9 protein-coding genes are annotated in these 12,914 nt (G+C 44.0%); 5 read left to right on the top strand and 4 right to left on the bottom strand.

What is annotated here, in order from left to right; all coding sequences use genetic code 11:
* Positions 1–42 precede the first annotated feature (42 nt).
* On the bottom strand, positions 43–1,689 hold the full coding sequence (locus tag QNO02_RS15730; RefSeq protein WP_047843169.1) for a type 2 periplasmic-binding domain-containing protein: 1,647 nt from the start codon (positions 1,687–1,689) through the stop codon (positions 43–45).
* A gap of 192 nt (positions 1,690–1,881) precedes the next feature.
* Here QNO02_RS15730 and QNO02_RS15725 point away from each other — a divergent pair, with 192 nt between their 5' ends.
* Together QNO02_RS15725 and QNO02_RS15720 are read left to right on the top strand one after the other, a co-directional pair.
* Positions 1,882–3,564: a sensor histidine kinase gene (locus tag QNO02_RS15725; protein ID WP_047843168.1), complete on the top strand. Its 1,683-nt coding sequence runs from the start codon at positions 1,882–1,884 to the stop codon at positions 3,562–3,564.
* Positions 3,565–3,624: 60 nt separating this feature from the next.
* Entirely contained in the window at positions 3,625–4,275 is a 651-nt protein-coding gene (locus tag QNO02_RS15720; RefSeq protein WP_082219101.1) for a TetR/AcrR family transcriptional regulator, read from the top strand.
* Between the two features lie 190 nt (positions 4,276–4,465).
* Here QNO02_RS15720 and QNO02_RS15715 read toward each other — a convergent pair whose 3' ends face one another.
* Entirely contained in the window at positions 4,466–6,748 is a 2,283-nt protein-coding gene (locus QNO02_RS15715; RefSeq protein ID WP_047844342.1) for a beta-glucosidase, read from the bottom strand.
* A 341-nt stretch (positions 6,749–7,089) separates the two neighbouring features.
* Here QNO02_RS15715 and QNO02_RS15710 point away from each other — a divergent pair, with 341 nt between their 5' ends.
* The gene (locus QNO02_RS15710; RefSeq protein ID WP_047843166.1) at positions 7,090–8,691 is read left to right on the top strand and encodes a response regulator transcription factor; all 1,602 of its coding nucleotides are present in this window, start codon (positions 7,090–7,092) and stop codon (positions 8,689–8,691) included.
* 324 nt (positions 8,692–9,015) lie between these two features.
* The gene (locus QNO02_RS15705; RefSeq protein ID WP_047843165.1) at positions 9,016–9,399 is read left to right on the top strand and encodes a hypothetical protein; all 384 of its coding nucleotides are present in this window, start codon (positions 9,016–9,018) and stop codon (positions 9,397–9,399) included.
* A gap of 70 nt (positions 9,400–9,469) precedes the next feature.
* Here QNO02_RS15705 and QNO02_RS15700 read toward each other — a convergent pair whose 3' ends face one another.
* On the bottom strand, positions 9,470–11,209 hold the full coding sequence (locus tag QNO02_RS15700; RefSeq protein WP_047843164.1) for an ABC-F family ATP-binding cassette domain-containing protein: 1,740 nt from the start codon (positions 11,207–11,209) through the stop codon (positions 9,470–9,472).
* A 307-nt stretch (positions 11,210–11,516) separates the two neighbouring features.
* Here QNO02_RS15700 and QNO02_RS15695 point away from each other — a divergent pair, with 307 nt between their 5' ends.
* Positions 11,517–11,921 carry a VOC family protein gene (locus QNO02_RS15695; RefSeq protein WP_047843163.1) on the top strand — a complete coding sequence of 135 codons (405 nt, stop codon included), beginning with the start codon at positions 11,517–11,519 and terminating at the stop codon, positions 11,919–11,921.
* A 17-nt stretch (positions 11,922–11,938) separates the two neighbouring features.
* Here the strand turns inward: QNO02_RS15695 and QNO02_RS15690 are convergent, their stop codons facing one another.
* Positions 11,939–12,802: a LysR family transcriptional regulator gene (locus QNO02_RS15690; protein ID WP_082219099.1), complete on the bottom strand. Its 864-nt coding sequence runs from the start codon at positions 12,800–12,802 to the stop codon at positions 11,939–11,941.
* Between the last annotated feature and the right edge of the window lie 112 nt (positions 12,803–12,914).

The following is a 12,914-nucleotide window of genomic DNA, read 5'->3' as shown; positions in this document are numbered from 1 at the left end:
TCCCCTTGTCGATTACCTTTCGGAACGTTTAACCATCCTGCTTTAAGGCCGAGTCTGCGCCGATTGGTACCATTCATTCACTTCTTCCGTGATTTTTCTTCCGCCTGAATCCATCCATTTTTTCACGAACTCATCAAAAATGGCGAGTGGCTCCTCTCCATAAATAATGGAGTTGAAGGTGTCCAGTTCCATTTTTTGCAAATAAGTGTTTCGAGCTTGCATTGTTTTTGTCGGGGGCCCCTGAAACAGATTGACTCGATCAATCTGCCGCTGCCTGGTCTCTACAACATTTGCCTTCATAATGGGATACTGCTTCTCATCCTTAGGGTCAATTCCCATACTGAACAAAATGGCGCGATCATGAGAGCTCAGCCCTTCTCGCTTGCCCATTTTCAGAAGAGCTGCTCTGAATCGGGAAGGGTAACTCGCATATTGTCCCATGAGGGTATATTTGAACGTTATCACTTTCCCCCCGGGAATATCGCGGCTGTCACTATCCACCGAACCATCCGGGTTCAGTACATAATCATATCCATTCTGATAGGCACTCAGATACAACGGATTATTCGTCACCGTAGCCTCATACAGATAGTTCTGATACTTAAAAAAAGCCTGCAAGGCTTCTTCAGAAATGTTTGCGCTGATCATTAAAGCCCCGCTGTAAGAGTTTCCTTTGAATCTCGCTGTGGTTCCGTCCATTCCTGCAGGAATCGGATAAGGCACAAACTCAGCCTTCGGATCCTTTTCATTAAGTTGTTGCAGCGGATAATCTCCAAACCAGCGTGGACCAGCTACCATGCCAACTTTGCCATCAAGGATATTTTTATTGACCTGATTGAAGTCCTGCAGAGCTATGTTATTGCTCACATATCCTTTTTTCTTCCAGTCTTGCAGTTTTGCCAGTGCGGTTTTGATCTGAGGCTGGATACTTCCGTACACGAGATTGCCCTGTACATTCTTGCTCCATATACTTGGAATCGCTCCATACGCACCAAATACCCAGGATATGTCTCCGATAGGCGAGGCCAGATACTGGTCCTTGATTGCAAAATCAATACCGTAGGTATTCTGTACGCCATCACCGTCTGGATCATCATAGGTAAAGGCCTTCATTACACTTTCCAGTTCGTCAAGATTGCTTGGTGCCTTCAGGTTCAGATAATCTAGCCAATCCTTGCGAATCCAAAGTACGGACTGCGAGGCTTGCTCCGTAATGATCGGAATCGCCATCCGTTTCCCGTCAATCTCAAAAGGCTTCCATGCTTCTGGCACTTCAGCCATAGCCGCTTTCCAAGTGGATGATGCATATCGATCAAAGGCTTGTCCAGCGTCCAACAGTTTGCCTGAGATCATAAATCCATTGACTGTGTCCATGACATTGGATGAGAACACGTCAGGTAACGTATTGTCAGCAGAGAGCATTAATCGAAGCTTCATATCATAGTCATCGACAGGAGCACTCCATTGGGTCCGAATATCCACGCCAAGCGTTTCTCTGGCCCAACGGATATGTACATTATCGGCAGCAGTTTCGCCATTTTTGTAGATGGTGGTTGGATCATTCATTTTGACTGTTGTTACGATCACACCTGTTTTTACAGGCATAGGCTCTTGTGCTTTACCACTGCATGCGGCGGTAAACAGAATCAAACAAGCAACAGAAAGAGACAGGTATATTTTGCTACTCATGTGCGAAATGCACTCCTTCATCTAATTCATCTTCATCATATCGTGCCAGTTATACAGTCGAAATAACGCTTTTTCAACATTAGATAATTCATTCTTAACCTTCATCTATATTACATTCCAAATCACTTGTATTTCATCCAATGCCAGCCTACAATAAGGTGAATTTACATCGTTGGCAGGAGGCGTTAAGGGTTGAAAAAGAAATACAGGACCTTTATGAACATAGTGGCCATCACGCTGATTATGCTTGTCGCCGTCCTGGTCATGTATACCTTCTCGGTTCAATCCAGTCTGGATACCGTTCAAAAGGATATTGAAACCAACAATCTCAATCGAGTGCAGTTTGTCGTTAACTCACTCGATCAGAGCATAAATCGGCTGAATATGTTATCCATCTCCATGGAAACGGACAATTCTATTGCACTGCTGCGATCCATTGACGTGATGAGTTCCTTTGAGCAGGTACAGTTGATTCAAAATGTTGCTGTGAGAGTCAATTTGCAAAGTTTGTCCGAGGGATGGAATAACAAAATATCGGTCTACTCGGTTCTGTTGAATCAATGGATCATTTCTTCGGAGTTAGATATGAAGACTCCCTCTGTAGATTCACTGAAATCAGGCTGGAACTATGATGCAGCTACAGCTAAATATTATAAATACAAGGTCAGTCCACAGATCATTATTCGGTTGGAGTTCCCGCGCAGCAATCTGGAGGATATAGTTGAGAACTCACATCAGAGCGAGAATGAGACGTTATTCTATAAACCGGACGAGCAATTGATTACTCGCAAAGAGGCTAATTCCATTACCCCTCTCATCATGAAGGAGCTAACCGGTCATCTACAACCATCCTCCGGTACAGAAACCGTTTCGGTTAACGGAGCCCAGTACATTGTCAATTATGTGTACTCTCATCAGCTCGGTTGGTATTTAATTGATTTTATGCCTCTTGATAAAGCGTTACAGCCTATACGAATGACCCAATTCTGGTTTTACTCTGCCTGTGTCATGCTGTTTATGGCGGGGGTCACGATTATTGTTGTTCTTTTCCGCAAGGTACAGATCCCCATACTTGCTCTGTTAAAAGGTGTTCGTCTTTTGAAGCATGGCGACTTCTCTTATCGTATTCAGCGGCAGAGCGGTAATGAATTTGATTACTTATATGGTCAATTCAACGACATGGCCGGACAGATTGAGGATTTGATTGAAAAGGTATACAAGGAAAAAATCGTAGCTCGTGAAGCGGTGCTGAAACAGCTACAAGCCCAGATTAATCCTCACTTTTTATATAATTGTCTCTTTTTCATTAATAATATGACAAGATTGGGCAATGAGGAAGCGGTTACTGCCATGACCCAGAACTTGGCTGAATATTTCAGGTACACCACACGCCTTGACGAGCCGATGACCTGTTTGGAAAAAGAGTTGGGTATCGTTCGCAATTACCTTGAGATACAGAGCTTACGCATGGACCGTCTCTCTTATCAGATTGAGCTACCGGACGAGCTAAGATCTGTCCCGATTCCCAAACTACTCATTCAGCCTTTGGTGGAAAACAGCATCATCCATGGCATAGAAGCCAAGTGGGATTCCGGTTCCATTCATATCACCGTTGAGCGCACGGAACACGGGCTCTGTATTGTGGTTGACGACGACGGGAAAGGCATGACGGAGGAAGAAATTAATGCACTTAAGGCCAGAATATCCGAGCCGCCTGTGGACACGATGGGATGTGCACTCTGGAATATTGCGGAGCGTCTGCGCATTCAGGACGCTACCCATTCGGGTATCCAGTTTGAACAGAGTCCCCTTGGAGGCATGCGTGTCCGATTAAACTGGTCGCTCGCCAATTGGCAGAATGAATCCTTACGTTGACAGAAAAGAGTCTAGTTTGATAGCATAGTTTGAGTTCATTCCAACAAGGAGGTTTTTACAATAGAACCCCGTCAAAGGCTTCAACAAGAGCGCAGTGACCTCAAAACAAGAAGACGAGCAGCTATAATTGAAGCAGCTAAAATTGCTTTTTTGAATAAAGGCTTCGAGCAAGCGACCATGCAGGATATTGCGGACGAGGCAGTACTAGGCGTGGCCACAATTTTTCGCTACTTTCCGCGGAAAGAGCAGCTTATTGTTGCTGTAGCTTCAGATATTGTTCAGTCCGAGGTTCTGGTATTCTCCGATATTATCAGAGGTGAAGGCACCTGCTACGACAAGCTTGGCCGCCTTTTCGACTCGTTAGTTTTTTTCCAGCAGGTAGAAAGCCAGCGAAGTTCCAAATTAATAGAAGCTTTTGAGTGTTACGTCGCAATGTCCAAGTCCCCGTTGGAGGATATCGAGATGTATCATTCTAACTACCAACAGATTATTATGCTTTGTGCAGAGCTGGCTGAGCTTGGTCAAAAGGATGGATCTGTTCGTAACGATGCTAATGTGGTTGAAACGATTAACACGATGATTAATGTCTTTGGCAACTTCTCCAAAAAAACAGCGATGCTCAATGGCATTGAAGCCTTCCAAACAAAAGTGGACGAAGCCGAGCAATTTAATATCCTTAAGAACATATTTTTGGATCATCTCAAGTCCTGAATAGCGGTTCCGATTTTAAGATATAACTGATAGCTGTGCTATGAGGACCGCTGTGAGATCAGATGGAGCAGCCCTCTCGATGATGTGTACATCCTGAATACATCTTATAACATCCTTAGATGGAAAACGCCTATAAGTCATGACTTATAGGCGTTTTTGAGCGTTTTATAGTTGAAGCAGAAGTTTGATTTTACTGACGAACAGCCGCATTTAATCCAGCAAGCAACTGGGAAAGAGTTTCCTCCGTGAAAGCCCCTCCCGTAAACGGAATCAACGAACGAAGCGGCATGTATTTCATGGTTGCCTGAATCATTTCGGAGGATATCGCATCGGATTGTGCCTCTTCCGTTCCCTCTGGAACCAGTCCCTGTAATTGACTCATGACAGCCATCGTTTTTGGATTGGCGAGCAGCTCACCCAGCGTTGTATTACGGTCAAAGGTAGGTACTGGCCCGGTTGTTGTGGACTCCACGTTGACCGTCTGTTGCAGGAGAATGGAACGAGAGGATGAGCCAATCAAAATATCATAGGAACCGCTCTCTACATGCCAGTCCTTCAAATCAACATTATAATAGGCAAAGCTGCGTTTATCCAGTGTGAAGGAAACGCTGCCCTCAGCGTCCGGCTCCAGTCCGATTTTGGCAAATCCCTTCAATTCCTTGTCCGGACGACTTACTACGGTTTGCTGATCCCGCACATACAATTGCACAACCTCTTGACCGTAACGAGTGCCTGTGTTTCGAATCGTAACAGTTACCGTAACCCGATCCGTATCCTTGAACTGTGTATCGTTCAGATTCAGACCGGTATATTCAAACTGTGTATAGCTCAATCCGTAACCAAACGGGAACAACGGTTCAATGCCCTTACGATCATAGTAACGATAACCAACATATATGCCTTCACGGTATTCCACACGATCTCCGTCCCCGGGGAAAAACAGAGCCGAAGGGTTATGATGCACCGATTGCGGGAACGTTTCCGCCAGCTTACCGCTTGGGTTTGTTTCTCCGAACAACAGATCCGCCATGGCTCCTCCAGTTGCCTGACCGCCCAGATAAGCCTCAAGTACTCCCTTCACATCATCAAGCCATGGCATCACAATCGGTGATCCATTGCTTAATACGACAACAAGGTTAGGCTGCTCTGAGGCAACGGCTTTGATTAGCGCCGATTGGTTAGCGGGGATGTCCATGTGAGACCGGTCATATCCTTCCGATTCATAGCGGTCAGGCAGACCAATGAACAGCACAGCGACTTCCGCTGCCTTGGCCGCCTCGACGGCTTCCTTCATCAATAGCGGGTCACTTTCATCTGAAGCAAGCTTGTAGCCCTCAGCATAAGTCACCGATGCATCCGCTTCAGCAAGTAAAACCATCTGTTCATAAGGGTTATCCAGTTGAGTAGGATGGATATGCGAACTGCCGCCGCCCTGATATCTGACCTTCTGACCTAGCTCTCCGATAACGGCAATGCGGCTATTCTTGCTCAGCGGAAGAATATCGTCCTCGTTTTTCAACAAAACCATTGTTTCTCCTGCTACCTCTCTGGCAATCTGATGATGCTGCTCAGAATCAAAGGTTGCTTCTGGACGTTTATGCTCTGCCGTCTTGAAAATAACAGCTAACAACCTCTCCACGGATTGATCAAGCTTTTCTTCGGATAACTCGCCGCCATTCACCGCCTCCACAATTTTACGTGGTCCTTCTCCGTTGGAAGAAGGCATTTCCAGTCCAAGTCCCGCGGCGATGCTGGCTGCGATCTCATTCACTGCGGACCAGTCTGTCACAACAAAGCCCTCATGTCCCCATTCTTTCTTCAGAATGGTATTCAACAAATATTCATTCTCCGACGCATACGTTCCATTCACTCTATTGTAAGAAGACATTACTGTCCATGGCTGCGCTTGCTTGACCGCCTTCTCAAACCCGGTAAGATAGATTTCTCTTAACGTCCGCTCGTCGACCACCGCATCGGTAGTCATTCGGCGATGCTCCTGATTGTTCACTGCAAAATGCTTAAGTGAGGTTCCCACACCCTGGCTTTGCACACCTGAAATATGAGATGCTGCCAGTTCACCCGTCAGGTAAGGGTCCTCTGAGAAATATTCGAAGTTGCGCCCGCATAACGGGGAACGCTTGATGTTCGCCCCTGGGCCGAGCAGAATGGCGACATCCTCCGCTTGCGCCTCTTTACCAATTGTTTCTCCGACAAGTTGAACGAGATCCCGGTTCCAGGAGCTGGCCAACCCAACCGCCGATGGAAAACAAGTGGAGGGAACACTTCCATTCAGTCCCAAATGGTCGGCATCACCTGCTTGCTTGCGTAATCCATGAGGACCATCAGTCATCATAATGGATGGAATATCCAAACGTTCTATAGCATGCGTTGTCCAAAAGCTGCTACCTGAGCATAGTGTTGCCTTTTCGTTTAAAGTTAACTGTTTCACGATTTGCTTGATATCACGATTCATCATCCAGACACTCCTTCATCTATCGGCAGGTATCCTTGACATGCAAAACGGTTATGTAAGGTCCCGCATAATATTGTTTTAGTTCTCTTTTTAATAATACTGTCTCGTTGAATGACATGAAATAGCGCTTTCTTAATGTGATATAACGCAATCTGAATACAAAGAAAGCTTTCATGCCTCGCAAGCCATATGCAGCGGTAATCCGCATAGGTATTTCTGAACATCTGTATCGTTTTCTTAAGATTTGAGGTGAGCCAAGGCGGCATCCATTGAAATGATAGTTCGGCCATCATACAATACAATAAGTGTTGTAACAGCTTGTCTATAGAGGGGGAATTAGCTTGTACGGTTTATTAATAGTGGATGACGAGAAATCGGTTGTTGATAGTCTCGCGCTGACAATTCCCTGGGAAGATTATGGCATCCAGGAAGTGCATAGAGCTTACTCGGCTGCGGAGGCTCTCGATATCGCTTCCAAATACGCTGTTGATATCATGATTACCGATATTCGTATGCCCGAGATGGATGGTTTGGAGCTTATTTTGGAGATTCGGCGATTCTCCAGTAAAATTAGATGTATTATTTTGTCTGGTCACGATGAGTTTGAATATGCCCAAAAAGCAATTCAGTATCAGGCTGCTAATTATCTGCTGAAGCCGATAAATACCGATGAGCTCATCCAAGCTGTAACAAAGGCTATCGCCAATATTGAGCACGAATGGGAACGCATCAGTTCATTTCAGCAAATTCAGCATGCTCTTCACGCCAATATGCCCTTGTTGCGCAATCAGCTGCTCAAGGAACTTCTTCAGAACAAAGCCATGAGCCATCAGATTTTGGCCGGGCGTCTCAGCATGCTGGAGATTCCCTTTGCGTCCTCTGACCCCTTTATTATGATGGTCATTCGGATGGAGGAAGAATTTTCCGGTTATGATCTTCGGTCATTATCCTTGCTCGAATATGCTGTAACCAATATAGCCGAAGAAGTGTTTCAGCATCCGTTCAAGCTGTGGCATTGCATTACAGAGCAGGGATATCTGGTATTTCTGATCAAAAACAGTGATCTGCATGCACTCGATTCAGTCGACTCCCACGCGGTCAGACTGCAAAACAATGTGCAAAAATTTTTAAAGGGAGCCATCTCCATTTGTCTGAGTAAAGAGCAATTCTTCCCTGACCACCTCTCCGATCTATATTTAGCCTCCGTGTCAGCCATCAATCGGAATGTGGGCAGCAACAAAAGCTATTTTATTACGCTGGACAAAAAGGATGCGGATTCCCATGAACAGCAAAACCTAATTAATTTGTATGAGCCACCCTTGCTCCCTAACTTGCTGGAATCAGGTAATTGGGATGAGGCCATAAGCAAAATTTCCAGAATTCTTTTCTTGAACGAAGTTGGCAAAGAACTGTCCCACGATCAATTGTTTACAGTACTACTCTACCTGTCTTCCACATTCTCGATTTCACTAAAATCGCAGGACACGACGGTTGAGGAAATGCTTGGGGAGGAGTTCGAATTTTTGCTTCGGAAAAAAAGCCAGTTATCCGGCCAACGCATATATAGCTGGGCAGAGAAAATGATTAATCAGCGACGCAAGCAGGCCTCCAATCAGCTGATGAATGCGCACGAACAAATTACGTCTAAAGTGAGAACATACATTCAGGAGCATTTGGCAGAAGGTATCTCCCTTCAGGTCATTGCCGATTATATCGGCCTGCACCCCGTTTACCTGTCCAAGGTGTACAAAACGGTCACTGGAGAAACGATTGGTGATTATTTGTACAGCTTACGTATGAACAGAGCATCTTACCTGTTATTGAACTCAGACCTCAAAATTGCAGATGTCAGCAAGGCGCTTGGTTTTTTGGCTCCGCCGCATTTTATAAAAATATTCAAAAAGCATTATGGTTGCACACCACAGGACTTTCGCACTCGTTAACGAAATGAATGGAAAAAAAAGGTCTTGGCCTATCGCTCATTTTAAAAGGAGAATGCACCGGGATTGCTCCCAGTGCATTTTTGCAGTTCGTATAAATCTATTATGGCTTCACCGTAGTTTTGTCCAATTTTCCCAAAACATGAAAGAAACTCACTACTCGGACATGCCCAAGGATAAACGGTCGCAGCTTGAGCTTGTCTTTATTTTGAATATCCGCCTGACAAGGCCATGACCAAATTAGCAGCCTTTTATAGGCTTTCACCCATTCCCCTGCTCAATTGCCTACATACAATACATTAGACTAATGAACAGGAGTGATGTGATATGACATTTTTACCTCCTTTTGGACCTGGTGGAGGATTTGGCGGACCTGGGGGTCCCGGAGGACCAGGAGGACCCGGCGGATTTCCTGGTCCGCCATCGTTCCCCGGGGGTGGAGGCGGCGGACCACAAGGCGTGCAGGCACCTACCGGACCGCCACCATCATTCATTCCACAGCAACCCGCTTCGTTATATGCGGTAGATCCAAGAGCCATATCCGGCTGTTTGTTTCGCTACACATATATTTGGCCGGATCGTGGTCCCGGCTTCTGGATGTACCCGGTATTTGTCGGTAGAAATTCGGTGGCTGGCTTCCGCTGGAATGGCTTCTTCTGGCTATACACCGGCATTGATCTGCAGCGAATCAGCTCGTTTAGCTGTTTCTAGAAGTAAATCCCCCTGTATGCGGATTAATCCACATACAGGGGGATTTAGATTTATGGAATATTCACCTTGTCTAAAGCAACTTAATCAGCTTTTCTAGCTCATCAACCAAACTTTTTGCAAGTTCAAAATTAGTATCTTTTAAAGCCAATTCAATTTTCATTTCAACAGACTTTTTCTTTTGTTCATTTTCTAGATAGTTTTCATCAAAATGACTCGCATAAATCATCTGTCTGAATTCTTCTATACTCATTTTACTAATCGTTCTGTCCTCAATAATTAAAACATAATCCATACCATTTACAACCGAATAAAAATCATGAGAAATCATGATAATCGCACCTTTGTAGTCTTCAATGGCTTTCTCCAATGCGATTTGTGTATAGATATCCAAATGGCTTGTTGGTTCATCCAGGAGCAATACGTTGGCTTGACTGGCAGAAACTTTAGCCAATTGAAGCATGTTTTTTTCACCGCCAGACAATGATTCAATCTTTTGATCAAGGATTTCTCCTTCAAAGCCATAGTTTGGAAGATACGATCTAATTTCATCATACGTTTGAAACCCGGAATCTATGAATTCATTTAGGATGGTATTCGAATCCTTTAACATTTCGCCTTGAACCTGAGATAAATAGGCCACTTTAACATCGGTATCTATTTCAATGGAATCCTGATTATTTTTAAAGATTTCTCGGAGTAAAGTCGTTTTCCCGGTACCGTTAGGACCGATCAGGGCTACTTTATCTGTCGATTTGATCTCAAAGTTCACATTTTCCAAAAGCAACTCGTCAAAGGAAACGCTATAGTTATTGACGTTAACTACAACGGTGTCTTCCATTTCCTTATCGATCCCAAAACGGATATTTGGCTGTTTGATATCGACAAAGGGTTCTTTTATTCGACGTGCTTCCAATCTCTCTTGAAACTTGACTCTGGCTTTTAACGCTCTGCCTCTCGAGGCTTCCGAATTATATGTGGCGATCTCTCTAAGATTGTCGATGATGTGATCGTATCTCTCAATTTCTTCAGCTTCTGCAACCGCGATTTCTTGCAGTTCGATCTTAGACTGAAGCAGTGAGAAGTTATAATCGATATATCGCCCGTCAAACTCCTGGAGCTCTGTGTTTTCTAGGTGTATGATTTTGTTGAAACAATGATTCAACAGATACCGGTTGTGTGTAACGACCAGCAGCATTCCCTTGTGGGAGTTAATCAATTTTTTAAGCGCGTTCAGGTTTTCAAAGTCTAGAAATACATCGGGTTCGTCCATAATCATGAAGTCTGGACGATTCAGCATTTCCTTCATCACTTGAATAAGTTTGAATTCCCCGCCGCTTATGGCGGATATACTAAGATCTTTGAGCTTCATGAGGTTGGCAAGGTTTAACTGCTTATTGATGTTTTTTTCGAAATTATCACCATCCATCGCCTCGAAGGCATCCAAAGCCAATTGAAGCTTTTCCATCAGGGAATCCATATCCGATGTGGTGGCCATCTCCGCATAAATCGCTGTAATTTCATCTTGTATCTTGATGAATTCTTCTGCGATATATTCAAAAACGGTCATTTCTTTTGTTTTGTCTACTTGCAAAAACTGACTCACATACCCGATTCTGCAATCAGGGTCTATCTCTAACCTGCCCTCGAACAAATATCGTTCCGGATCCATCAGGATATCGATCAGTGTACTTTTTCCACTTCCGCTTGTTCCGATAAAAGCACAATGTTGTGCCTCTTCAAACGTAAATGAAATGTTTTTATATAGTTCCTTTTGTGGAAATGAGAAGGATAAGTTTTCAACTTTTATCATAGTGTTACCTTTCTTTACAACTAAATTGGTGGCTAGTATTAAATATATTGTCGAACACAGACTTTTAGAGTAACACTGTTTACCACCAAGTACAATCGATTTTTAGCACTTACCCTCACTTTGAAACTCTAATACGTTCTATAGAATGATGGCTAGTGGACGGTGGTTTCTTCGTAAAACACTACTGACATACTGTTGTCAGTAGTGTATTTGTATAGTTGGAGTAAGCAATTGTAAAGGAGTAGAAGTAAATGCGAAGTGTTTTTGGTCCAAAATGTATTACTTATTATAGGAAGGATGATATCTCGTGAATTTTGCTTCTTTGCGTATCATTACTGATGACGTGGATCGTCTCGTCGAGTTCTATGAGAAAATCACGGGTGTTTCGGCGGAACGCCCTGCACCTGTCTTTGCCGAACTCGTTATGCCATCGTGCACTCTAGCGATCGGCCACTCCCAGACGGTGCAACTATTTGGCGCTGGTTCCGCTGTGGCAGCCAACAATCGTACTGTCATTATTGAGTTCCACGTCCACGATGTTGATGCCGAATACGAGCGCTTGAAGCCGTTTGTTGATGAGTGGGTAAAGGAACCTAGCACAATGCCGTGGGGGAATCGTGCTGTGCTGTTTCGTGATCCTGACGGTAATCTGGTTAATCTCTTCACGCCGGTGACCGAGGAAGCAATCCAACGGTTCAGTGGTAGGCTATAAAGGACGGTTGAAATGAGCTACCAGAGGGCGGCATGCTTTCTAACGATCTCAATAAAAGCTTCTACTTGGGGAGAGATCCACTTGTTTTTGGGATACAGCAACTGCGTAGCTAGATTTTGTTTGTACTGCTGACCTGAAAGTTTTTCTTCCTTCAGCTCCTTCTCTACCGTAATTCGAGGTAACAAGGATATGCCCATACCGCTCAATATCGACTGTTTCACAGCTTCAATACTCCAGAATTCAATATTGGAAGTAATCCCAATCTGATACTCTTCAATGCATTGTTCAAACAATGTGCGATAACCGCAACCTCTTTCGGTAAAAAGTAAATTGCTTCGTACAATGTCCCGTTGTAGCTCAAATGAATTGGGGTACAGCAGCATCATGGGCTCCTCAGCCAATTTCTCACTGTACAGATTGGGATCATGCACCTCTGTCCCCAACATGAAGGAAATATCACTTTTACCTTGCATCAAATTCTCTTTATAATGTACGGAATCTAATTGGTGCCACTCGATATTGACATGAGGATGCAATTTTTTGAACTCTTCAATAATAGGTGGAAAACGATAGATCAACAACGTTTCCCCAATACTGATCACGATATTACCTGTTAATTCACCTTGTGCAACAGTCACTTCCTTAATCATATGATAAAGCTCAAGCATTTTTTGGGCATGTGGCAACAATTTTTTCCCGGTCTCCGTTAAAATAACCCGCTTACCAATTCGATCAAATAAAGGGTAGTTAATCTCCTCTTCCAACGCCTTAATATGCAATGTAATTGTAGATTGCGCGTATCCAAGATGTTCAGCAGCTTTGGTAAATCCCTCGTGTTCCACAATTGCAATAAATGTGACCAGATGACGTATTTCCATCATTGGCTCCCTTCTTTGTAACATCATTAAAACTGATCGTTTACATATAAACTATCAATTTAACTAATGTAAAGCAATCGTTTATATTCAATGTAGCTCATTAAGAGCCCATTTC

The sequence above is a fragment of the Paenibacillus sp. PK1-4R genome, from assembly GCF_030369595.1.
Taxonomy (GTDB): domain Bacteria; phylum Bacillota; class Bacilli; order Paenibacillales; family Paenibacillaceae; genus Paenibacillus.
Note: the sequence above shows the minus strand (reverse complement) of the source record. Positions and strands in the feature narration are given on the sequence as shown.

What these genes read in the sequence shown, in the direction of transcription:
- QNO02_RS15730 (WP_047843169.1), bottom strand. Translation starts at nt 1,689, where the DNA reads ATGAGTAGCAAAATATACCTGTCTCTTTCTGTTGCTTGTTTGATTCTG.
- QNO02_RS15715 (WP_047844342.1), bottom strand. Translation starts at nt 6,748, where the DNA reads ATGAATCGTGATATCAAGCAAATCGTGAAACAGTTAACTTTAAACGAA.
- QNO02_RS15705 (WP_047843165.1), top strand. Translation starts at nt 9,016, where the DNA reads ATGACATTTTTACCTCCTTTTGGACCTGGTGGAGGATTTGGCGGACCT.
- QNO02_RS15700 (WP_047843164.1), bottom strand. Translation starts at nt 11,209, where the DNA reads ATGATAAAAGTTGAAAACTTATCCTTCTCATTTCCACAAAAGGAACTA.
- QNO02_RS15690 (WP_082219099.1), bottom strand. Translation starts at nt 12,802, where the DNA reads ATGATGGAAATACGTCATCTGGTCACATTTATTGCAATTGTGGAACAC.